The organism is Halobacteriovorax sp. DPLXC-1 (assembly GCF_036903125.1).
Lineage (GTDB): Bacteria > Bdellovibrionota > Bacteriovoracia > Bacteriovoracales > Bacteriovoracaceae > Halobacteriovorax_A > Halobacteriovorax_A vibrionivorans.
In genome coordinates, this window is record NZ_JAYMCO010000003.1 from 538,972 (window position 1) to 562,891 (window position 23,920).

The 23,920-nt window shown below is 34.4% G+C and carries 21 protein-coding genes; 10 read left to right on the top strand and 11 right to left on the bottom strand.

All coding sequences use genetic code 11. The features are described from left to right. Positions 1-7 precede the first annotated feature (7 nt). Positions 8-484: a ferritin-like domain-containing protein gene (locus VCM44_RS12595; protein WP_115362289.1), complete on the bottom strand. Its 477-nt coding sequence runs from the start codon at positions 482-484 to the stop codon at positions 8-10. Between the two features lie 199 nt (positions 485-683). Between VCM44_RS12595 and VCM44_RS12600 the strand changes: the two genes are divergently transcribed. The 4 genes from VCM44_RS12600 (at position 684) to VCM44_RS12615 (ending at position 6,866) form a co-directional block, all read left to right on the top strand. Then, on the top strand, positions 684-1,652 hold the full coding sequence (locus VCM44_RS12600) for an amidoligase family protein (protein WP_334678985.1): 969 nt from the start codon (positions 684-686) through the stop codon (positions 1,650-1,652). Continuing rightward, complete coding sequence (locus VCM44_RS12605) at positions 1,652-2,344, top strand: gamma-glutamyl-gamma-aminobutyrate hydrolase family protein (RefSeq protein WP_334678986.1); 693 nt, start codon at positions 1,652-1,654, stop codon at positions 2,342-2,344. Before VCM44_RS12600 ends, VCM44_RS12605 begins: the two co-directional genes overlap by 1 nt. A 223-nt stretch (positions 2,345-2,567) precedes the next feature. Further along, positions 2,568-3,797: a TolC family protein gene (locus VCM44_RS12610; RefSeq protein WP_334678987.1), complete on the top strand. Its 1,230-nt coding sequence runs from the start codon at positions 2,568-2,570 to the stop codon at positions 3,795-3,797. 12 nt (positions 3,798-3,809) lie between these two features. Next, positions 3,810-6,866, top strand: coding sequence for an efflux RND transporter permease subunit (locus tag VCM44_RS12615; protein WP_334678988.1), 3,057 nt, complete (start codon positions 3,810-3,812; stop codon positions 6,864-6,866). A 10-nt stretch (positions 6,867-6,876) separates the two neighbouring features. On the opposite strand, the gene VCM44_RS12620 is transcribed toward VCM44_RS12615, so the two are convergent. After that, the gene (locus VCM44_RS12620; RefSeq protein WP_115361269.1) at positions 6,877-7,173 is read right to left on the bottom strand and encodes a helix-turn-helix transcriptional regulator; all 297 of its coding nucleotides are present in this window, start codon (positions 7,171-7,173) and stop codon (positions 6,877-6,879) included. Between the two features lie 150 nt (positions 7,174-7,323). On the opposite strand from VCM44_RS12620, the gene VCM44_RS12625 reads away from it, so the two are divergent. Genes VCM44_RS12625 through VCM44_RS12635 form a run of 3 tightly spaced genes read left to right on the top strand, consistent with a single transcriptional unit; the run spans position 7,324 to position 11,743 of the window. After that, positions 7,324-8,817 carry a proton-conducting transporter transmembrane domain-containing protein gene (locus VCM44_RS12625; protein WP_334678989.1) on the top strand — a complete coding sequence of 498 codons (1,494 nt, stop codon included), beginning with the start codon at positions 7,324-7,326 and terminating at the stop codon, positions 8,815-8,817. Further along, the gene (locus tag VCM44_RS12630) at positions 8,817-11,330 is read left to right on the top strand and encodes a DUF2309 domain-containing protein (RefSeq protein WP_334678990.1); all 2,514 of its coding nucleotides are present in this window, start codon (positions 8,817-8,819) and stop codon (positions 11,328-11,330) included. Before VCM44_RS12625 ends, VCM44_RS12630 begins: the two co-directional genes overlap by 1 nt. Next, on the top strand, positions 11,321-11,743 hold the full coding sequence (locus tag VCM44_RS12635; protein ID WP_334678991.1) for a hypothetical protein: 423 nt from the start codon (positions 11,321-11,323) through the stop codon (positions 11,741-11,743). The genes VCM44_RS12630 and VCM44_RS12635 overlap by 10 nt, the downstream gene beginning before the upstream one ends. A 3-nt stretch (positions 11,744-11,746) precedes the next feature. Here the strand turns inward: VCM44_RS12635 and VCM44_RS12640 are convergent, their stop codons facing one another. The 5 genes from VCM44_RS12640 to VCM44_RS12660 form a co-directional block, all read right to left on the bottom strand. Beyond that, positions 11,747-12,796, bottom strand: coding sequence for a glycosyltransferase family 4 protein (locus tag VCM44_RS12640; protein ID WP_334678992.1), 1,050 nt, complete (start codon positions 12,794-12,796; stop codon positions 11,747-11,749). Between the two features lie 103 nt (positions 12,797-12,899). Next, positions 12,900-13,934, bottom strand: coding sequence for an NAD-dependent epimerase/dehydratase family protein (locus VCM44_RS12645; RefSeq protein ID WP_334678993.1), 1,035 nt, complete (start codon positions 13,932-13,934; stop codon positions 12,900-12,902). After that, positions 13,934-15,217: a nucleotide sugar dehydrogenase gene (locus VCM44_RS12650; RefSeq protein ID WP_334678995.1), complete on the bottom strand. Its 1,284-nt coding sequence runs from the start codon at positions 15,215-15,217 to the stop codon at positions 13,934-13,936. The genes VCM44_RS12645 and VCM44_RS12650 overlap by 1 nt, the downstream gene beginning before the upstream one ends. A 13-nt stretch (positions 15,218-15,230) precedes the next feature. Further along, positions 15,231-15,611, bottom strand: a complete 381-nt coding sequence (locus VCM44_RS12655; RefSeq protein WP_334678997.1) for a PilZ domain-containing protein — start codon at positions 15,609-15,611, stop codon at positions 15,231-15,233. Then, the gene (locus VCM44_RS12660; RefSeq protein ID WP_334678998.1) at positions 15,608-16,048 is read right to left on the bottom strand and encodes a hypothetical protein; all 441 of its coding nucleotides are present in this window, start codon (positions 16,046-16,048) and stop codon (positions 15,608-15,610) included. Before VCM44_RS12660 ends, VCM44_RS12655 begins: the two co-directional genes overlap by 4 nt. 168 nt (positions 16,049-16,216) lie before the next feature. On the opposite strand from VCM44_RS12660, the gene VCM44_RS12665 reads away from it, so the two are divergent. The 3 genes from VCM44_RS12665 to VCM44_RS12675 are packed head-to-tail and all read left to right on the top strand — an operon-like array spanning position 16,217 to position 18,949. Beyond that, positions 16,217-16,933 (top strand): hypothetical protein, encoded by a 717-nt coding sequence (locus VCM44_RS12665; RefSeq protein ID WP_334678999.1) that lies wholly within the window; start codon positions 16,217-16,219, stop codon positions 16,931-16,933. Then, positions 16,930-18,408 carry a hypothetical protein gene (locus VCM44_RS12670; protein ID WP_334679001.1) on the top strand — a complete coding sequence of 493 codons (1,479 nt, stop codon included), beginning with the start codon at positions 16,930-16,932 and terminating at the stop codon, positions 18,406-18,408. The genes VCM44_RS12665 and VCM44_RS12670 overlap by 4 nt, the downstream gene beginning before the upstream one ends. A gap of 28 nt (positions 18,409-18,436) precedes the next feature. Continuing rightward, complete coding sequence (locus tag VCM44_RS12675) at positions 18,437-18,949, top strand: polysaccharide biosynthesis/export family protein (protein ID WP_115361251.1); 513 nt, start codon at positions 18,437-18,439, stop codon at positions 18,947-18,949. On the opposite strand, the gene VCM44_RS12680 is transcribed toward VCM44_RS12675, so the two are convergent. From VCM44_RS12680 to VCM44_RS12695, 4 genes are read right to left on the bottom strand one after another with little or no spacing between them, the layout of a single operon-like run. After that, entirely contained in the window at positions 18,946-20,349 is a 1,404-nt protein-coding gene (locus VCM44_RS12680) for a right-handed parallel beta-helix repeat-containing protein (protein WP_334679003.1), read from the bottom strand. The two genes, VCM44_RS12675 and VCM44_RS12680, sit on opposite strands and share 4 nt — an antisense overlap. Continuing rightward, entirely contained in the window at positions 20,349-21,578 is a 1,230-nt protein-coding gene (locus VCM44_RS12685) for a glycosyltransferase family 4 protein (protein WP_334679004.1), read from the bottom strand. Before VCM44_RS12685 ends, VCM44_RS12680 begins: the two co-directional genes overlap by 1 nt. After that, positions 21,571-22,773, bottom strand: coding sequence for an O-antigen polymerase (locus VCM44_RS12690; RefSeq protein ID WP_334679005.1), 1,203 nt, complete (start codon positions 22,771-22,773; stop codon positions 21,571-21,573). Before VCM44_RS12690 ends, VCM44_RS12685 begins: the two co-directional genes overlap by 8 nt. Continuing rightward, the gene (locus VCM44_RS12695; RefSeq protein ID WP_334679006.1) at positions 22,763-23,638 is read right to left on the bottom strand and encodes a hypothetical protein; all 876 of its coding nucleotides are present in this window, start codon (positions 23,636-23,638) and stop codon (positions 22,763-22,765) included. Before VCM44_RS12695 ends, VCM44_RS12690 begins: the two co-directional genes overlap by 11 nt. Positions 23,639-23,920: the final 282 nt, after the last annotated feature.

The following is a 23,920-nucleotide window of genomic DNA, read 5'->3' on the forward strand; positions in this document are numbered from 1 at the left end:
TAATTTTTTAAAGCCCTTTTTCTAAATATCCAACAAGATCATCAGCATGATGTTCTTCTTCTTTTAAAATATCCTCTAACATACGACGTGTGGTTGGATCTGAGTCTCCAATCCATCTAATGATTTCAGAGTACGTTTCAACTGCGACTCTTTCTGCCACAAGGTTTTCTTCAATCATTTTTCTAAGATCAGCTCCTTGATAATAGTCAGCGTGTGAGCGTGTAAGTAGTCCTTCAGGATTCATGTTAGGAATTCCTCCTAGCTGACATATTCTTTCGCAAAGCCAGTCTGCGTGTTGTTGTTCTTCATTTGCATGAACGAGAAACTCTGCAGCGATTGGATCGGCATTCATTCCTTCTGCCATGAAGTGATTATTCTTATAACGGAGAATACAAACGATTTCAGTTGCTAAGGCCTCGTTTAAAACTTCAATTACTTCTTGAGCATTAGCTTTGTAAGACTCAGTCATTGCTCCGTCCATCATCTTTTCACGAGCACGGCTTTTAATCTTTTCAAGGTCAATTTTAAATTTATTCAATTGTAACTCCTTCTTAACGTTTGATTTTCATCATAGGATATCTTTTGAAATAAATCCAATTTGCTAAGTTCCCAGAATTATTCTTAAGTTGAGTTCTTTACTGCTCCATTCGATTCTTGAAAATAGATATGTTATGATGTTTCGAATGAAGACAAAGAATTTCAAAGATCAAAACCGTACAGTAGGCTTTGAAATCGAATTTCAAGGCTTAACACCTGAAAAAACGGCAAACTTAATCGTTGATTGCCTCGATGGTGACGTCGAGAAAATTAGTGATGCATGTTTTAAAGTTGATTCACAATACGGTGAATTTAAAGTCGAAACAGATGCAAAACTTTTAAAAGAATTAGCACAGTCTTCAGAAAAAAATATCAAAGTGAAGAAGTTTGACTTTGAAGGTGTGATAAAAGATATCTTAGAACCTATCACACAAGAACTCGTTCCAACTGAGATCGTTTCTCCTCCTTTAGAAGAAGAAAATTTTAATATTATTAAGAAAATTGAAGAAAGCCTTCATGACGCTGGGGCCAGAGGGACTAATGAGTCTGCATATTTTGCTTTTGCTATGCAATTCAATCCAGAGATAACATCTAAGGAAAGCTCTTATATATTAAGCGTACTTCGCTCTTATATTTTACTTAGTTCTTGGTTGCAATCACAAATTGATATTGGGCTTACTAGGGAGTTAACTGGCTACGTTGATGATTTCCCAAATGACTATGCAGAGCTTGTTCTTGATCAAGACTATCATCCAGATCTTTCAAAGCTTATTGATGATTATCTCGAATACAATCCTACTCGTAATAGGGGACTGGACTTCTTGCCACTCTTTCTCTATCTCGATGAAGAGCGAGTCCGTAATGTTGTTACTGATGAGCGAGTTAAGGCAAGACCTACGTTTCATTATCGCCTTCCTAGTTGTCAATTGGGGTTAGAGTCCTGGAATATTTTTGTTGAATGGAAGCGTTGGTGTTTATTAGAAAGAATTGCCAATGATAAAGAGATCATTAGCAAGATGTCTAAGTCATTTATCGACCTTTATCACGATAGCAATCTCTCGTTTGAAAAGAAGTGGTTAAGGCTTTGTAACCACTATGTTGAGGGCTTCCGTTAATGAAGCCACTTATTGGTGTTACGAAATCATATGGATTAACTGGCATAATTCAAAACTTGGCAATTAGGGTTTGTTTATATTTTTCTAATGCAAGATCAGTAAATCTCTCAACAAAACATCCTCAATTAGATCTTGATATTGATGGCCTAATCATTTCAGGAGGAACTGACTTATATCCGGGAATTTATAATAACAAGGACATTAAAGAGAATTATAAATATGATCATAAACGTGATGAGCTCGAACTTAATTGGCTTAGGGTTGCAAAAAAGAGGAGGCTTCCCATTTTTTGTATTTGTCGTGGAGCTCAACTTCTAAATGTGTTTAAGGGGGGGACCCTTCATACAGATGTCTCAAAAGTGTTTGAAGGGGCACACTATCCAAGTAGCTTGTGGGGTAAAGTTTTTTATCGAAAAAAGATAAAGATTAAACCTAATACTCGTTTAAATGAAATTTTTAAAAAGGATGAAACTGAAGTTAATAGCTTACATAGTCAATCTATTGACAAACTCGGCACAGGCCTTGATGTGAGTGCCGTTGAGGATAATGGCGTTATTCAAGCTGTGGAAAATGAAGGCCCTCGATTTATCATGGGATTACAATTTCATCCCGAGTTTCTCTTTTATCGAAAAGATATAAGGAATTTGTTTCGAGAATTTGTTACGGCCTCTAAAGATTATTCTCGTCAGTGATTTGTACACAATATATTGGCCGTTAAGGGTGAACTAGTTTGTGAACTTAACTGTTTTGCGTGCTGTTGGCCGTTATTCTTCTCATAATATCCATTCATATGTCAGTTTTATGTCAACTGAATTGAACTTGTAAGTAAAGCTTAATAAAATTCTTTAACTTATTATTAAAAAGGTTACGATTTGAGTAATTTAGGCTTGTCGTAAAAGTTCAGGAGATAAAACTTTGAGTCGAATTTATTTATTCACTTCACTATGCCTACTGTCACATTTTACAATAGTTGCCTCTGTCGAGGACCTCTATATAAAGTCTCTTAAAAAATCAAAGCAAGTTGAGGTCTTTGAATTAACAGAAGATAAGTCAATTTCAGATCTCAATACAATTGAGTCATCACTATATCCAAGTCTTGATATTGTTAATGAGAATACTTATGAAAACAGGTATCCAAATTTTTCCTCAACGAATAAGGAATTGGATTCTGAGGTTTATCTTTCGATGAAACAAAAGCTCTTCCAGGGTGGAGCTGAGTTTGCACTTTATGATTATAAGAAAGTTGTTCCTAAACAGGCCCGTGCTCTAAAAGAGAAGAATCTAGCAGCTTACTATAGTCAATTTGCTACTTTATATTTTCAAGTCTCTTCTGCTATTGAAGAATATGAAAGAATTGATGGACTACTTAGCAATCTAAGAAAAAGAGTTAGTATTGTTAAAAAAAGAACGAAGATTGGCCGTGATAGAAAGGCCGATCTTTTTGCCCTTGAGTCCCAACTTCATCGACTTGAAGCTAATCTCGTTGCAACTAAAGCATTAGTTAGAAGTTCGATAACAGACTTTAGAAATTTTTCTGGGCTTGATAAGATTGAAGGCTTAAAAAATCGTATTGATCCGCTAGGACTTAAGCTTTCAAAGAATGTTGATCTTGAGAATATTCCAGAACTTAAAAGTCTTAAGTTCGATTATGAAAGCTCAGTCCTTGAAAGTAAGATTGAAAAGGCTAACTTATATCCACAAATTGATTTAAGTGCTAGTTACAACCTCGATAAGAATGAGGGGGGAGATCGTGACTGGGGTGTAAGCTTAAATGTTACCCTTAATCTATTAGACTTTGGAGAGAGATCTTCAAAAGTTACTAGCAAGAAAATAGTGGAACGTATTAATAGTGCACAGGTTGATTTCACCAGACGTAATTCTATCAATCGATGGAATACTTTCGTTCGAAATTTTGAAGCCAAGAAGAATGAATTAATTACTCTTCGAAGAGCGCTGGATCGAAGTCGAGCAGCCTATCAAGAACAACTCAAAGATTTAGATAAAGGTCTAGTCACTCAAATTGAAGTCATCAGATCTCTTGATGATGTTATTGATCTTGAAAAATTAGCGATTAGATCATCACTTGAAGTTAAGTCAATCTTCTATCAGGCCAATGCTTATCTTGGAAATATTCCTAAGGGTTAAAAAAGGTTCAATATGAAATTATCATCAATATCGATTAAGAATCCTGTTTTCGCATGGATGCTAATGTTCTCACTAATCTTATTTGGGGCCCTCGGTTTTACGAAACTAGGGATAAATGAAAACCCTGATGTTGATTATCCATCGATTTCTATCTCTTATGAATATGAAGGTGCAACACCTGAAGTAGTTGAAAAAGATGTATTAGAGCCTGCTGAATCTATACTTGTTTCTATGCAAGGGATTAAAGATATGACCTCGACTGCTGGCCGTGGTCAAGGACGTATTGAATTAGAATTCTCTCTTGATAAGAATATCGACTTTGCATTACAAGAAGTGCAAACACTTCTAGGAAGGGCCCAGAGACTTCTTCCTGATACTGTTGAAACACCAACCGTGACAAAATCAAATGCAGCAGATGATCCTGTTATGTATCTAGCGTTAGTTTCAACAACATTAAATGAGCGAGAGCTAAATATTTTATTCAAAGATGGAATTATTGATCAATTAACAACAATCGAGGGTGTCTCTGAGGTAAGAGCATTTGGTGCCCGTGACCCAATGATGAGAGTTGATGTTAAAGCTGAAAAGCTTGAACAATATCAATTAACTCTTTCAGATATCGTAGAAACTCTCAAACGAGAAAGTGTTGAGTTACCTGCTGGGAAATTTGAAACACCTGAGACCGAAACGAGTCTTCGTGTTCTAGGTGAAGGTCGAACAGTTGAAGACTTTAATAACATGATCATTAATCGTAGGGGAGGAAGGGCGAATTACGTACCAATAAGACTCTCAGACGTTGCCCATATATATGCTGGGGTTGAGAATCGAACTCGTATCTCTCGTGTTAATCGAACACCTTCTCTTTCTATGCCTATTTATAAGCAAAGAGGTGTAAATGCCGTAGAAGTTGCAGATAGAGTAAAAGAGCGTGTAAAGGAGATATCAAATAATCTTCCAGAGGGAACAAATCTCTCTGTTAACTTTGATCGTACATCTTTTATTCGTTTATCTATAAATGAATTATTACAAAACCTATTATTATCAGTTTTATTAACATCTCTTGTTTGCTGGCTCTTTTTAAACTCAATGTCAGCAACAATTAATATACTCCTAGCAATTCCAACGGCAATTATAGGAACATTCGCATTCATGTATTTAATGGGATTCTCTTTAAATACGTTCTCACTTTTAGGACTGACTTTAGCAATTGGAATCGTCGTTGATGATGCCATTGTAATGCTTGAAAATATTGTCCGCTACGCCAAGAAAGGCCACGATAAAGTCCAAGCTTCTTTTAAGGGGAGTAGCGAGATCGCCTTTGCCGTTCTTGCAACGACAGCTGTCCTTGTTGCTATCTTTGCACCAATTACAATGATGCCTGGGATAGAAGGGCGCTTCTTTAGAGAGTTTGCTTTAACAATTTGTATTGCCGTAAGTTTATCTTCTCTTGAGGCCTTAACTTTAGCTCCAATGAGATGTTCTCAATTTTTAAATGTTGCTTCTGAAGGGATCTTCATTCATCACTGGGTTGATAGTGCTGTTGATTTTGGAAAAAGAACTTATGTAAAATGTCTAAACTTTGCTCTAGGTCATCGAATAAAAATTCTCTTAACTTCTTTAGTCGTTATCTTTGTTTCATTTACGTCTTTAAACTTTATCGATAAGGAATTTGCACCAGAGTCTGATCGAGGCTTTATGTTTGTGATCTTTATTGCTCCAGATGGAAAAAGTCTAGATTATACAAACGCAAAGGTGAAGGAATATGAGGCCATCGTTGAAAAGAATGAAAATGTTCGAAGAATGATTGTTGCCGTTGGTGGAGGACGTGGGGCCACGACTGGAAATCGTGGCTTCGGTGTACTGATCTTAAAGGATCGCAACGAGAGAACCAAGACCCAATTTGAAATTGCCTCAGACCTTAGAAAAGAATTAGCGGGGATTGAAGGGATCAAGATTATTATTCGAGACCGCATGGGATCTGCAATTGGTGGCCGAAGAGGTAGTCCAATTGAATTTACCATTACTGGCCCAGATGCTGAGATTCAAGCTCAACTTTATAAGCAGTTAGAAAAAGAGATGCGCGAATCAAAACTTATGGTTGGTGTCCGTTCTGATGATATTGGTGAGCTTCCTGAAGTTCATATAATTCCAGATCGAATTAAAGCACAGCAAAGGGGAGTTGAAGTTAGAACAATTGCTGAGGCTCTAAACGTTGGTGTAGGTGGAGTTAGTGCAACAAAGTATACAGAGCGCGGACGACGCTATGATGTATTTGTTCAATTAAAAGAAGAAGATCGCACACGTGAGAATATTTCTTCACTTCTATTACAAAATAATCGCGGAGAATTTGTAACTCTAAATGATGTTGTAAAGATTGAGGATGCATTCGGTCCACAATCAATTTACCGAGAAAATAGAGCAAGAGGTATACGAGTTGATGCAAATTTAAATACTGATGTTGCTCAAAGTAAGGCAATCGCTTTTATAAAAGAAGTCAGTAAGAAGGTATTACCAAAGGGATACTATATTAAGTTTTCTAAGGACCTAAATGAATCTCTCTTTAGTGTTCTTATGATCATGGTCCTAGGTCTAGTAATTGCTTATATGGTTCTTGCCAGTCAATTTAATTCATTCTCAGATCCAATTACTGTTTTCTTGGCCATCCCATTTGGCTTGGCGGGATCTTTTATTGCACTATGGTTATCTGGAAGTACGCTAAATATTTATTCAATGATTGGTATTCTCTTAACGATGGGGATTGTTAAAAAGACATCAATTCTAATTGTAGAGTTCTCAAATCAGCTTAGAGATGAAGGTAAAGAATTAACTGATGCAATTCTGGTTGCTTGTGAAACTCGATTTAGACCAATTATTATGACAACCTTCACAACTCTTGCATCGGCTTTACCTGCCGCTATTATTGTGGGAGCAGGCTCTGAAACGAGAAGGCCAATGGCCCTGGTTATTATTGGTGGTGTTTTCCTATCGACAATTTTTACACTAATTGTCGTTCCTTGTTTCTATTCACTTATAGCAAGGCCAAGAAGAAAGATTCTAGAAGAGGTGTAATGCTGAATTATTAGCTATTTTTAGTTTTAGTAATCAGATCGATGAGATCTTGTAGTTGAACATTTGATTCAAGTGAGTGTCTTAAGGTTTTCTTGGGAACAATCTTGTAGCGATTTGAGCGACCAACTTTCTCCTTCATTATGTACCCTGCGTCATAAAGGTCTTGAATAATTCCTAGAACAGAGCGTTCGGTGATGCCAACTCTAGAAGCGATTTCTCTTACAATAATGTCCTCATTTGCAGCTATCAGCAGGTATACGTGCCCGTGATTACTAAAAAATGTCCACTTTGCTTCATTCTGGTTCATCGCCCCTCCACAAGCTTATAAGATACCGTATTTGCATGAAAAGATATACATGAAAATTATTACATGATATGCAATGCATGATAAAAAATACATGAAAAAAATTGCATGTATAGTGTTCTCCTGTTAGGCTTGCCTTGTTAAGGAGAATTTATGAACTCATTACAATACTTACTTCCCGTGCTACTTCTGTTGCCGATAATAATTTATAAGTTATCTGGGAGCTCAAAGAAGCTAAGCCTAGGCCTTGCTCAATTCCTAGGCCCGTTTGTATTTATTAGTTTTTCAATACTAAGTTATATTGATAAAAGTCCAATCCAGCTGACCATTTGGAACTTTTCTAAATACTTCTCAGTCGGATTAAAGCTTGATGTCTTATCTGGACTTATCGCTGCGACAGTTTCAACTATCGGTATAGTCGTTGCACGTTACTCAATTAGATTCTTAGAAGATGACCCTAAGAGTGAACAATTTAAAAAGAATCTGGCCTTTACGCTAAGTTTTGTATTCTCAATGCTTTTGGCACCAAATCTCGTCTTATTTTCTATCTCTTGGGCCGGAGCTTCATACTTTCTGCATAAACTGCTTACTCATTTTTCAAATAGGCAAGGGGCCATCAAAGCAGCAAGACAGAAGTTTTGGATAAATCGTCTAGGTGATATTTTTATAGTTATTGCAGGGGGAATTCTCTTAAATGTATTTAAAACTCTTGAGTTTAATACTATTTTTGCAATGGCCGAAAATACTTTCTTGATAAAAGATAATTACATATTACTAAATACTGCTTCAATCTTTCTTGTTCTTGGTGCAATGACAAAGTCAGCACAATTTCCTTTCCATCACTGGCTTCCAAATACGATGGAGACACCAACTCCAGTATCTGCAATTATGCATGCTGGAATAATAAATGCTGGTGGTTATTTAATAATTAGAATGGCCCCATTTTTATCGAGCACTCCATTAGCGCTTTCATTACTTGCAATCATTGGTAGCTTCACTGCATTTTGGGCAACTATTGTTATGTTTACTCAGGTGAATGTGAAAAAGAATTTAGCCTATTCAACAATTGCTCAAATGGGATTTATGATGCTTCAATGTGGATTAGGTGCCTTTTCCATCGCAACAGTTCATATAATAGGTCATGCTTTTTACAAGGCCTATGCATTTTTAAGTTCAGGTACAGCAACAGATTTTGGTAGGCTCAATCGTTATTTTCCAAAACAACAAATTACTAATAAATTTAGGAACTCTTTTCTTCTAGGTGCAACTTCTATCGTTTTAGTCGTTGGAAGCCTAATGTATACAGGCGTAAATGTCTTAGAAAACCCAGGGGTCTTCATTCTCTTAATTGTTTTGGCCTTAGCTGCATCTCAAATGATTTTAAATTCAAAAGATAAATTCCAAGCGGTGCTTTTTGCAAGCTCTATTGTTTTAATCTATCTCGGTTTAACAAAATTCATGACAATCTTATTAGAGGGAATTGTTCCGGCCAATGTATCAATGCCTGGAATCGTTGGAGTTGTAACAGTTCTTATATCTGCTGGCTTTTTCATAGCATTATATTTGATTCAAAATAGTTTAGACAAAATTTCTCAAACAGAAGTCGGTAAACAGATCTATGTGAAGGCACTAAGAGGAGGCTTCTAATGAACGAAATCGTAAAATTAGATAAAGAAAAAATTAGAAAAGAAGCTTTTACGTCTTTAAAGATTAGACAAGAAAAGTCTGTCATTGAGACTTTTCTTGAAGTAAGCAAGAGATTAACTCCTCTTTGGGATATACGTGACTATGTTGCTGTAAATCCTTTCTTTGGCTTTAAAGATAAGAACTTTCTCGAATTGGCCAAGTATATGCGACATATTTCAGGAAAAGATACTTTGCCTAAGAAAGAGTTCTTTCTAAAGAAATATCAATCTGGTGAAATTACAGAGTATGATCTAGAAGTTGCAAAAAAACTTTATCTAAAAGAAATTCATAACAATTCACTAAGTGATATTACGATAAAAGAGTTGATGGACTTTATAAGATCATCTAAAAGAAAAGTTTGTGACTTAAAGTTTAGAGCAGTTAGTGATTTTTATGATTTAGAAAATAATGAAAAGACTACTGAGTTAATAACTAAAGAAATCTCAAGATGGGCCTCCGCGTATTTTGATGAAGGTCAGGCCCTATGGAAAATAGAGACAAAGGATACAAGACTTTATACTTGGTGGAAGTCCCTCGTAAAATATGACAGGCCATTTGATGGAAAAACAAATCGATTCAATGAAATTGTTGAACTTCTTCCTGAAAGTCCCAAAAAAGCACTTGAATCTCTAACAGATATACTTTTAGAAAAGATATCCTTAGAACAAGATGATCTTTCAAATTATTATTATCGTCTCATTTATACGACGTTAGGTTGGAGTTCATACATCCAAAAATTTGAATTTGAGGCCAATCGCTCAGGAGAGAGTTCAAAGCTTAAGGAGATAGGAGGATTAATTGATATCGTTGTCATGAGAATGGCCTATGATATCGCTCTACTTGATGAGATCTCTGTTGTAAGCCTAGATGGCCAACATTGTTCAAATAAAGATGATCGTGATTTAGATCTCATTTATATTTGGTTAAATGCCGTTGAATGTGCCTACCGAAGGAGAGTTGAAGAGACAATTAAAAGCTCTGTTAATAGTAAGGATCTTTACTCTAGGCCCGATGTACAAATGGCATTTTGTATTGATGTTCGTAGTGAGGTTCTAAGAAGACACCTCGAAAATAGCTCACATAAAATACAAACAATTGGCTTTGCAGGATTTTTTGGAGTGCCAATTTCAGTGAAGGGGCTTGGGCATAAAGGGAGTGATCAAAATTGTCCCATTCTATTAAACTCTGCCTATGAAATTAGTGAAGTGGAGACAAAAGATGAGACTTCACTTAAAAATAAAAAACAAGCATTTGCACAGACTCAGTATTTCAAAAAGAGTGTTCAAGCTTCTGCTAATTCAGGCTTTTCTTTTGTTGAAACACTTGGATTTTCTTATATCGGAAAGATATTAAAGTCTGGCATCTTTCAAAAGAAGCCTAATCTCGATATCTCTTCAATGGGGCTATCTGAAAAAGACAAAGAGAATATTCAATTTGATTTTGAGAAAATTAAAATCGAAGAGAAAGTAAACTTGGCCTTTAATGCTTTAAAGAATATGGGGCTAACTAAGAATTTTGCAAAGTTTGTTTTCTTCATTGGGCATGGAAGTGAATCTTCAAATAACCCATATGCATCTGCTTTAGAATGCGGTGCATGTGCAGGACATAATGGACAAAGTAATGCCATATTCCTGGCCACAATTTTAAATGATTTAGAAGTTCAAGCTAAGTTAAAAAGTAAAGGAATTGAGATACCTAGAGATACGTTATTTATGTCAGGTTGGCACAATACTGTAAAAGATGAACTACATATTGATAAGTTTGAGGGATTAAGCCTAAAGCAAGGCCAAGAGCTAAGTTTGTATGAAAAGAAGTTTAGAGAAGCCTCTAAGAATTGTCAGAAAGAAAGAGCAAGAAATTTACCAAATTGTTCAAAGCTTAAGGGTAGTGAATTAAGCGGTGAGCTTTTTCAAAAGGCAAATGACTGGTCTGAGATTCGTCCAGAATGGGGACTTGCTAGAAATGCATCATTTGTAGTTGGTCGCAGAGAATTAACAAGAAGTTTAGAGCTTGATGGAAGGGCCTTCCTTCATGACTATGATTTTGAACAAGATAAAGATCTTTCGATTTTAGAGCTTATTATGACTGCACCAATGATTGTAACGAATTGGATTAATATGCAGTATTACGCAAGTACAGTAAATCCCCAAAAATTTGGTGCAGGTAACAAGGTTCTAAATAATGTTGTTGGTGGAATTGGCTGTATTCAAGGTAATGAAAGTGATCTGCTTGGAGGATTAACGGAACAATCTGTTTTATATAAAGGTGACTACTTTCATGAGCCTTTAAGACTTCAAGTCTTTATTGAGGCCGAGACATCAGCAATTGACGAAATTATCAGTAAACATCAAATGGTTAGAGAGCTGATTTCTAACAATTGGTTAAAAATTATATCGATTAATCCTAAAAATTTAAAATTTAAAATATTTCAATCAGACTCTTGGATTGAACCAAAGGAGGACTTGTGGAACTAAATATCGGAGCAGTTTCAAATCAAAAATTTGATTTTATTTGGGGTAGTCCAATGAATTCAACTGATGTTGAGGTAACATTACCCGATCTTTCTAAACTAGTATATTCTGTTTGGGGGGACTGGGGACCAATGTATAAATTTAATCTTACAGATCAGGCCGTTGTTAAGATAAAGTATAATGAAGATGAGTATAATAGCACTCAAAAGCAGCTAAAGATTGAATCTCCAATGCTTGCTAGAGAAAGGGATGAGCTGCCTTTTTATATTATTGTTGAAGATCAGTCGAAAAATCTAAAATTTAAGCTTTATATTGATACTGATTACAATTTAGCTAAAGTGACGGAACATAGGATTAGAAATAATGTATATACCTATGAAGAGGTCAGTGAGAATAGTCAGATAACAACTCTTTAAGAATTAGGTGAGTGATTGATAAAATGACTTTCTTTGTTGATCAAGGATTTCATTTTGGTATGTTTTTGCGACTTCAATATTTCTCTTTGATTTTTCTTTGAGCATTTTATCGTTAGAGCAAAACTCAAGAATCTTCTCACTTAATTCTTCCACACTTTGTGGATCAACTAAGTCATCTGACTCAAGTAACTCTTTTATGCCACCAATTGTACTTCCAATACACGGAAGTCCTCTTGCCATTGCTTCCACCATACTTCGTGGTAGGCCCTCTGAAATTGATGTGAGGATATAAATATCGTGCTCATCAAGAACAGCTCTTACCTCTTCTCCGCCGTTTAAAAAGCCAAGAAATGTAATCTTATCACTTAATCCTAAGCTTTTCACTAAGCTCTCAAGCCCATCTCTTTCCTTGCCATCTCCAACCATTGTTAGGCTAATATTTTTATTTCTTTGTACGGCCTTGTAGAATGCCTTAATTAGTGTATCAGGTGATTTTACTAAGTACTCAAGAGAACCAATAAATAGAAGCTTCTTATTTTTATTAAAAGATTCTTTTTCTGCAACAATATGCTCTGGAAGTAGAGAAATGGATGAATAGCTAAATTGCTTATCTCTATTTTGATTTGGGTAAAGTTCCTGAAGAAAAGTCTTCGTTACGTATGAGCTACTCTTTGCATGAAAGATTTGCGTTTTCACATTCTTTGTTAGCCAGTACTGGAAAAAAAGTCTTAGCGGATGTTTGTAAGAGCCTTTTTTAAAAGTATCGTACGGGTTTCCTACTAACTCAATTCCATACTCGATATTATTTTTCATCAGAAGTGGTTGAAGAATATCTGCTATCGTGGATGGAACTCTCATAATATAAGCTTCATTAGGTGAGATAATCTCTTTTAATTTCTTTCTTATTGCTCCTCTTTTAAAGAAGTAATCTTTTGGCCCAAGAAAGTAGGGGATCTCTGTAAACGATACACCTTCTCCTGTTACTGGTTTTAGGCCTACTTGTGAGTCAGTGTCTTCTACACGTGCAATTATATTTACGTGCTGAAATGTCATAAGGTATCTTTGCCAGAACTTATAATCGAACGATGACTTGGTCCAAACTTGGCCATTATATCTAACGAATCTAAAATCCAGCGTGATATTTACTCTTTTCACTTTATATATTCTCTTTTTTTGAAAGATAATATTGAACAGTTCTTTTAATTCCTTCCTCGATATAAACCTCTGGTTGATATCCTAGTTTTTCAATGCTTTTAGAAATATTGGCTTGGGAATTCTTTATATCTCCCTTTCTGAAATCCTTGTAAGTGATTTCACTTACTAACTCTTTTCCTGAGTATTCTTTTATATTGTCTAGGATGAGTTTTGATAGTGTATTAAGAGATGTTGTTTTGCTAAGGGCGCAATTATAAATTTGTCCAAAGTTATTCGTATCTGTATTTAGAGATGCTTTAATATTTAGTTGAATAACATTATCGATATAGCAGAAGTCACGACTTGTTTCTCCATCTCCATAAATCTCTAGTTCTTTACCGGTTAGAGCCCGCTCTATCCATTTTGGTATAACTGCTGCATAAGCTCCGTTTGGATCTTGTCTTTTCCCAAATACGTTGAAATATCTAATTCCGATTGTAGGGAGTCCATAAGTTAAATTAAAAACTCTTCCATAGAGCTCACATACATGCTTTGTTACTGCATAAGGAGATAATTGTGTTCCTATTGAATCTTCTATTTTGAAATCTTTTTCATTGTCACCATAAACTGAACTACTTGAAGCAAAGACAAATGATTTTACATTTGCTTGTCTTGCTGCGTTTAGCATATTGAAGGTACCATCAACATTTGATTGATGACTTAAGTAAGGGGAGTTAATTGATCTAGGGACAGAACCAAGAGCAGCTTGATGAAGAATGTGGTCAACATCTTTTGAGACTTTCACACATGTCTCAAAGTCTCTAATATCACCCTCATGGAAGTGAAAGTTATCAATATGTTTATTACAGACCATTTTTACTTCTTCAATATTTTCTCTTCTTCCATTTGAAAAATTATCAAGACCAACTACTATCTGATTATTATTTAATAAAAACTCACAAAGATTAGACCCTATAAATCCAGCGGCACCAGTAACAAGCCATTTTCTAGGCTTCTCTCTTAGTTGCTCTGATAGAAGTTGTAAGGATTCATCCATTAAAGACTCCAATATGTGTATTCGGTATTTGTTTTAATTGTATTTGGGCAAATATTTTTAACATCAACTATAATGGGAGGTTTTCCCGAAAAGACTTTTACTAAATCTTCTTCTGATAGGTTCAAGAACTCTCGATGAGCTACATTTATTAAGAGTAAATCAATATCTCTTAATTTATTAAACTCTTGAATCTCTTTGTCATATTTTATTAGGACTTCTTCTTGATTACAATGTGGGTCCACTAAAATTGTATTTGTAGCATACTCATTGAGTTCTCTAATTATATCTTCAACTTTTGAATTTCTTAAGTCGGGACAGTTTTCTTTAAAAGTTAAGCCTAAAACTGCTATATTTGCACCTTTTACATTAACATTATTCTGAATAAGGAGCTTTATTGCCTTTTGTGATACATGTGTAGCAATGCTATCGTTAACCCTTCTTCCTGCATTAATAATTTGTGGAATAATTCCTAGTTGTTTTGATTTGTATGAAAGGTAGTAGGGATCTACGCCAATACAGTGGCCACCAACTAAACCTGGTTTGAAATTTAAGAAGTTCCACTTTGTTCCTGATGCTTCTAATACTTCGCTAGTATTAATATCCATTTTATCAAATATCAAAGCGAGCTCATTGATTAAACCGATATTTACATCACGTTGAATATTTTCAATGACTTTTGAGGCTTCTGCGACTTTAATTGAAGTCGCTTTAAAAACATCTGCTTCAATTACGCTTGCATACATTGAAGCAATCTCTTTTAGACTATCGCTACAGCATCCAGACACTACTTTTGTTATTTTTGTAAATGTGTGTTCCTTATCTCCAGGATTAATTCTTTCTGGAGAATATCCTAAGAAGAAATCAATTCCAAACTTAAGCCCTGTTTTTTCTTCTAGTATCTTTGCGCAGATATCTTCTGTAACACCTGGATAGACTGTTGACTCATAAACGACTGTGTCTCCCTTTTTTAAAACTTTTGCAACTGCTTGAGTTGCACTTATTACAGGAGTTAAATCTGGTGTTTTAAAACTGTCGATTGGTGTTGGGACAGTGACGATGAAAAAGTTGTAATCAGACGCATCTTCGATATTTGTTGAAAAGTTCATTTCAAGCGCTTTTAATTCGTCTGTCGTAACTTCTCGTGTACTATCTTGATGATTTCTTAGTTCTTCAACTCGTTTTTTTGATATGTCGATGCCAATTGTACGATACTTCTTAGCAAAGTTATATGCTACCGGAAGACCTACGTAGCCAAGACCAATTACACACACGCTCTTTTCCATGAATACCTCAGACTTATAGACTTACGTCTTTTATCTCTTTCTTTTTCTTATTATACTTTTCTTTATACTTCTCTTCGATTCTCTGAGTGGAGTGAACTAAACTTTTCCATAGGTTGAAGTTGTAGTAGTCATTAAACTTTATTTTGAAACCAATAAGTTTATGATCACCATCACTTTGGATCCATACTTGGTTTAATTCCATTTTGATTTGCTTATCAGCAAGGTGGAGATATAGATTATCAATATTTTCACTTAGATTAGTTTTAATGAGACAGCCACCTAGGCTTATATTCATTAGTTTTACTTGAACTCTCTTATCGTCTTTAATCGTATATGCGACAATTTTATATGATTCAAATGGGTAGCGTTGAAAATCTCTACTGTGCTTTTTCACTTAAACTCACTTGTATATAGTATGCGGTGATAATATTTACTAACGTCTTCTTTAAAACTCTTTGTTTTTAAATATTCTAATTCTTCGTCAAGAAGCATATGAACATCGTCTATTGTTATTGTGACGACTTTTCTCAAGTGGGGCTGCCAGTCAAGAATGATGGCCATTGAAAGACTTGAACCATTTTCAACAATTCTATTATCTACGTCTAAATCAATGATTTCGTTTGTAATAGCAAGAGTATTTGTAAGGGCAGTGATCTCATAGATTGAATAGGTATTGCCCTTGTGAAACTCAGGCTTTGATGATCTTTTATGGGCGCTAAATATACACTTTATAAAGTCTGAAGAGTCTTTTGAGATGAATAGGCCCAGGCTAGAAGTGAATCTAGTAAAGTCTATATTATTATGTTTTGTAGTAGGACTTGTTTCAACCATCCACTCATTATATGCACAATAAAATTTATATTCTGCTATGTGGTAGAAAATGCCCTAGTCATGCACTATGTCTTTTAGAGAGTGGAATATAGTACCTCCTTAAGGAAGTGTTAATAAATATTATGTATAATTAAGGCGAATTTGATTTTAAATAAGTCCTGAGGTCATATGACAAGTAGCTTGAAAAATAAAATCTTAGTTTTTGAAAATATGCATAATCAAAATGATTATCCTAATATCATTAATGAGAATGTAGTCGATATTTCTGAGGGCAAGAAAGATTTAAGTTCTATTTACTATCGTATCAAAAATAGAAAGGACCTTCATAGTATGTCTCGCGTAATTAGTGAGACATCAGAAGAAAGTAAAGTTTCAACTATCGTAGGGATGATCGATAAGCAAAGGCTTGAGGATATCATTGTATCAATATCAAGTTGTATTGATGTATGTTTTAAAAAGAAAGTTCTAATTATATCGTATCAAGATATAGGTAAAAATATTAAAGACATAACACTCAACGAGGCAAGTATAGATCTTAAAGGCCCTACTAAAAGGTCTCTAAATACAAAAAAACTATCAGAAAATATTTCAGTTTTAAATTATAGCTATTTTCTTTCTTTATTTGTTGGAAACTCACATGCCCTTGCTGGAGCAATGAATCATCTTACTTCAACATTTGATAAGGTCATCTTCTTACTTGATGATAAAGAACTCACTGATCTTGGTGTTGATGATAGAGCTCCTATTTTACTTTCTTCACATTGTGACTTCATTGTAAGAGAGCGTAAAACTAGACTTAGTACAGTGAAAAAGAGTACTGAATATCTAAAGTCTTTAGGTGTTAAATTAGGGGGAGTGATTTACGCTAAAGAGGAAATGCTATGAGAAAACTGACGCTACTTTTAAATAAAGATTCAGTAATAAACTTCTCTCTTTTGTTTACTCTATTGAGACGTTATTGGATTGTAAATTCAATATGTGTTTTAGTAAGTGTTGGTGCATTGGTTAGTTTTTATGTTAATCAAGATAAGAACTATGTTAGAGAGATTCATTTCAATTCAAAGCTAGATAATGTAAATCAAGAATCTAAAATCTCTCAAATAATTGGTATTAATAAGATTGATGAAATAAAGAGTTATCGTTCTTTAGTGGAAAGATGGGACTTCAAAGTCAGTATCGCTCAAGATATTATGGCCGTTGAAGATATTAATGAGTTCTATATAGAAGATGATAATGGCGATAAGAAAAACTTGCGTTCAGTTTACGAGTACTGCTCGTATAACAAAGAGTGTATTAGTCGATATATTGCAGAAAATATTCAAAATAATTATAGCATTAAGCAAAGTCCTCGCTATGGTGGCTATGTTCTTTATTCAAGAGGTAAGAACAAGTTTACGACTCTAATTATTCAAGATTCTATTGTTAAAAATTTAAAAAGCATTAAATTCAATTCTAATTACATCTTAGCAAAAGAAAAAATCCAGACGCTTGAAAATGAATTAGAGAAGAATGAAAAGCAACTTCTAGATAATCACAATATTATTAATGTCGGAGCTGATTCAAGAATCTCTGACCTTGATGAAGTTATAAGAGAGCAGGAAAAGAGCCTTGCAAAGAATAAAGAGCTTCTCTTTTCTGTCGACTCAGACTTAAAGTTTTACAAAAAAATGAAAAAGGTATCCTTTTCTGGAAAAGATCGTTCTTTAATTAGAAAGAAAGCTGAAATAGAACAACAGATTGTAGATGTGTCTAAGAATATTGATTTACTAAAGTCTGGCTCATTGGCCGGTAATTCAGAGATCATTGTAAGCTTAAAAAAGCAGCGAAGTGACTTGGCCAATGAGCTTAAGAAACTTAAGGTAAGTGATGCCTCTATAACTGATGATAAGAAGAATAAAACTATTGAACTTGAAAAAATACCAGAATTAATTCAAAAAAAGAAAACGCTTAGTATTCTAATTAGTAAATTAACAGAGCAGATTAGTGAGAATAAGATAAAAAGGGATAAGCTATTAAAGGATAGAAATCTTAATACTATTACTAATGATCAACTCAATCCTCTTAAGAGTACTATTGTCGATATTAGAAATAAGATTAGAGAAACGCGCAATAGCCTAAACTCAATACAGAATTATTTAACTTTTAATATTTTAAATCCAAAGATTGAGGATCAAAAGAAATTTACACTTAAGCTGTTGATTTTATTGAGTATAATCCTATCTGTTTTCACGGCCCTCGTATCTTGTTTCATTTGTTACTTCGTCGATGATCGAGTCTATTCACATGAAGAGATACAAGTCTTTTATCATGACGCAAAAGATCTGGGGATAGCACCTGAAATAACAAAAGTTTCTTGCTAAGGTTTATTTGTTTGATTAATATATTTCTATGAAATTGATCACTATTAGCTTAATCATCTTGAACTTTTGTTTCACTCCAGTCGTGCAAGCGGCCAATAATATTGACTTAAATTCACTCGTCTTACCAACTGAAGTAAAAGGACTTGAGAAGAAGTCTGGTTCACTTTATTTTTCAAAGTCAGTTAAGAATGAAGTACTCATTCCGACTAACTTTTGGGGGGAAGTAAAATCAGCAGGTCTACACTTTGTTCCAAAGGGAACAAGCCTAATAAACGGTCTCTCTCTTGCTGGGGGAGCAACAGGTGATGCTAACTTAAATGAAGTTAAAATAACTCGTAAGAGTGGAAAAGAGCTTAAGACAATTGAATTTGATCTTAGTAGCGGTGGTGATTTCAATAGCCACAACTTTCAACTACAGCCAGGTGACGTTGTCTATTTAAGAAAAGAGCGATTCTACGAAAATAGAATTTGGTATACATCAATTCTTTCAATTCTTGCGACAACACTAGGTTCATACCTAATCTATAAGAAAATCGACTAATTGATTAGATTATTCACTACTTTTATATTCTTATTCTTCTTGTTATAGAGAATCGTTTCCTTGTGATTTGAACTTATTATATTACTGCTAATAACGGCCTTACTCGATTTATCCTTTTGATCGGTAATTGCAATGGCAACCTTTTGAAGTCCATTTTTATTTTCGATATTATTAGCACTTATAATACAATTTTCTACACCTGAGCTTAGAATTGCATATCCTTCATCCTTATTGCCATTATCAACGAGATTATTGGCCGAAATCGTGACATTCTTTATGGCACCTTGATCCTTTTCAAGGTTCGCTAAGAAGATTCCTCTAGAATTATTCTCACTAATAATATTGGAGCTAATAACTAGACTCTCAACTCCATGTCTTATGAAAATTGCAGCATTTCCTCTCTTGGCACCAACCGTACCTGCTTTTTTGATAATGTTATTGGCAATGACAAAGTCTTTTACCTTTGTTGTTTTGCTCGCTCCTGAAGATATGTGAATAGCGCTATAAGCGGTGTTTAAAATCTCATTTCCTGAAATCACCACCTTTCCAGTAGCACCAGTGCTATCCGGAGAGACACCCTTAACCTCGATAGCATTCTTAGAGCAATTCTTAATGATATTATCACTTATAATCAGCTCCTCTCCACTCCAGTAAGTATCAATTGCATCTTGTGAGTCTTGATGTTTCTTTATTCCGATATCATTAAATAAGTTTTTTGAAATAATACATTTCTTAATTCTCTGCCTTAACCTAATACCATCATATAAAGTCTCCTTAATGATATTGTCGATAATCTGGAGATCCTCAACACTGTGTAGATATAAGGCCCTTGAATATTTACCGCTGAATATATTTTTAGAGATGACAATTGATTTTACGGGGGACTTATAAGTTAATTTAAGATCTGAATCAGAATTTTTGTCTGCTGAGATAGAACAGTAATGACTACTTTCAAATTTACAATTATGAATTCTAATACTTTTGCTACTTTCTCCAATAATAATGTCAGATACTCCATTGGTGTACTTTGTACCTTGTGATTTAAAAACAATCCCATTAACTTCACAATTGCTCCCCTTGGTTAGGAGAGTATAACTTGATTTATTTTTGCGAATAAGTGTTCCATTACCGTGTAGTTTCGATTGATCCACAACGATATCACCGGCGATAAAACCGTGTTTCGTCATAGGTATGTAGGCACTTGAGTTTGCTTTTAAACATTCCTTGATAGCACTTGAGGCATCTGTTTTTCCATCACTTAGTGCTCCATAATTTGTTATGTCATCGGCGCGTTTATCACGACTTGTGTTTATCTTAGAGTTTTTCTTCTTACTTGTTTGGCCAAATACTGGTGCAGCTATACTTAGTCCAATAAGTTTTAAAAAGTGTGATCTTTTCATTATGGGTTGACCCTTTTAAGATATTTCTTTGAAGAGTATTCTTCATATGAATTTTGTATACTCATAATCTTCTTATATATTTCTAAAATCTCTTTGGCAGTCCTTTCAACATTAAACATATCGAGAACAAGATTTTTTCCATTTAATGTATATTCAATCGCATTCTTCTTGTCTTTAATTACTTCTAGGATTTTATTAGCAACTTCTTGTGGATTATCTCGTGACGTAATAAAGCCTGTATACCCTTCAATAATGATCTCTGGGATACCTCCTGTTTTACAGCTTATAACAGGTCTTTGTGCAAGAAGAGGTTCTATAACACCACCACAGCTTTCTGAAAGGGGGAGGTGAATAGCGTAGTCGAGGTTTTGCCAACCTTTTGCCGCTTCACTTGGAGGGATCTTTCCAGTGATAACGATATTCTCTCTTTCATCGACCGAAATTGATCGTCTTAGCAATTGTTCATATGAAGTTGAATCTCCCCACTGTCCACCAATAAAGAGCCCTTTTATTCTTGGCTCTTGTTGCCTGGCAATTTCAATGGCCTTAATCATGACTTCATGATTTTTAAGGCCTACTTTTTGTCCGAGAAACTTCTTAGGTGGATACATATAACATACATTTCCGATAACAATGTCACTATCCTTGAATCCGTATTTATTTCGTAAATGATGATCTCTTTTTAAGAGATCACTATCAGAAGAGTTAAATTGACTATAGTCATTACCGTAGTAGCTGAGATCGACACGCTCTTCATTTATTCCGCTTTTGATATAGAGACTTTTGATATGTTTAGAAGAGGCAATCCAGCGGTCATTCTTTCTTGCTGAAAATAGATCGATATATTTAAAGATAGCGTGTTCAAGATGAAGAGGCCCTGGAACTTGAAATATTCGAGTAGGTTTCAACCTAAAAGATGCCATTCTCATATGAATAGTGTTGATAAAGAAGTGACTGTGAATGATATCAGGATTAACTTCTCTAATTAATCTTCTTAAAGAGAAGATAGACTTTAGAGTTTTAAAAGGGTGGAGAGGATTTATTACTGACTCTAGGGTATATATAGTTGCACCACTTTCTTTCCATTCATTATAGAATTTGCCAGTATTATTATTTAAGACAACATGTACATCAATGCCACAACGAACAAGAGACTTTACTTGATGAAGTGCCCAACTAGCACCTTCAGTTGTTTTTATAATTTGCATAACTCTTATGTCTTTATTCATGAGTCGCTACTTTTCCTTGTCCTTTCGTAATGAAATTATTGGCCTGAATGATTATAAAATAAATGATGATTGCGTATAAATTCCCTTTAAAAAAGGCCAAGGAATCATTTCGAAAGCAATACATCGTAAATCCGTGAAAGAATACACTATAGTATTTAAAGAACTTTCCACGATTAATATTATAGTTACAATATCTTTGTATTAGAACGATAATGGCAAATGTTATAATAACGCCAATATATCCAAAATTCATATATCCTTCAGCATCTAGGCCAAACCCATATCCTGAGTCTCCACCAGGGGCATAATTATCTTTTAGCCAGGCGAGATTATTATAAGAAGATTTATAGATAAAGCTTGGAAGTAGACTTAAGAAGCTGTGTAGATAGGTCTCTCCGTAAAAGAAGTTATATTTTATATCAACCATTTTTGCCGTAAACGCGTTTACGAATAAAAGTGATCCCTGATTAAGAAATGATTCAATGTAGTTCGTTGTTTTCTGAGTAGCATCTCTTAGTAAGAATATCAAAGTACCACCAATCCCAAGAAGAGATAGTGATGAGGTCAGAATTAGCTTCTTTTTAAAACTTGTTCGATGGTGAATTAGGAGATGTCCTACGATTGAAAATAACGGGAAAATGAAGTCTCTTTCTCCTGTAACCAAGCAGTATGCAATATAAGTAAAGAAGTTTAAAAAATAGAATCTTCTTGTTTTATTCTTTCTACACAAATAATAAAATGACGTAAGAAATAGTTGTAGTAAGAGATAGATATAGTGTATCGAATTACCAATTAATGAGATCTTTGTAACTTTGTCTATATTGAGACCAATCGTTACAATTTTTGTAATATTAAAAACTGCTAAGAAAATAAAAGCGATAAAGATCCAGTTTAGAAGAGGGAAGTTTTCTCTAACTTCTTCAATTTCTGTGTTTCTTGGCCTTATTAGCACTGATAAAGTCGACATCGTTGCAATGGCGCATAGGAAGTTCGTACTTGCTATATGGATGTAGTCCTTAGGTGTTCCAAAGTAGATTCCATTTCCGAGGATAAGGTTTAAAATCGGGCCCATTGAAAAGAAAAAATAGAAAAGGATAAAGTATGTTAAATGATCCTTCCAACCATTGATGAAAAACTTTATAACGAGAATTATTAGACATAGATAAAAATGATATTCGATTAATTCAAAATTCATGTCGTAATTCTCTTACTTTCTTTGTGATAAAAACTATATTAATTATAATATAAAATGCCTGAGCAATAATGAATGCATCAAAACTACCTTCTATTTCACTACCTTTAATTAAAACCATGGCCACCGCAAAGTGAACGATTAAGGTTAAAGAAGTGAAGAGAAAGCTCGTCTTATAAGATCTTAAAGCAATCACAAAGTAGTTTATCATGATAATAGCAATTGCTTGAGGAATGATTATATTCAAATAATGTAGGTAATGGGCATACTCAGTGTATTTTGTACCAAAGATCAAATTGTAGATGAATTGACCAATGAGTTCATTAAATAGAATGAATGATAAAGAAGTCATAAAAGCAAAGATAATATATGACTTAATCATTTTTCGTGTCTCTACCTGACTATTAAGTGATAGTGATAATTTATTAAGTGAAACTTGAATGAACGAGTTTGTAATTATAATTATTGAAGAATAGAAAAAGAAAAATGTTGAAAAGATGGCAACACTTTTTTTGTCATAGTAGAAGTCCAGAAGGTATCGTGGAATATTTGCATTTACAGAGTTAACAAGAGAGGCCAAGGCAAGGGGAGTGGTTAAGATTGTGATTCTCTTTATATAATCAGTTTTAAATGAAAAACTTGGTATAGAGGCCTTTAGATCAATTGCAAAGAAGATTGTTGTTATTAACAGTATTCCTATTAAGAAATAATCAATGGCCATATTGGCTTGAATATTGGCCACAAGACAAATGATGATTATGAAAAGACTTTTCAAGGAAAGACTTAGACCAATATAGCGTATATCCTTTTGTCTTTGTTTAACTGTATAGGCCAAGTCAGAGAGTAGGTCACCACCCCTTATTAGCATTAATAGGATAAATACACTGTTATCAACGTTTGGAACGAACAATTTCAATATTAATAAAGAACAAAGAAAGTAAATTATCGTTGACACTATTCTATGAGTAAAAATATCCGAGACATTTACTTCTTCATTATGACTGTTAAAAAAATTTCTTAGTGAGAAACAGAAGAAGAGAGTGAGTGGTGCAAGGTAAGATAGTGAAAGTGCATAGTCCCCGAGAGTCTCCGTCGGATAATTATTACTAATTATCTTAATTATTACCCACTGACATAGTGAATATGAAAC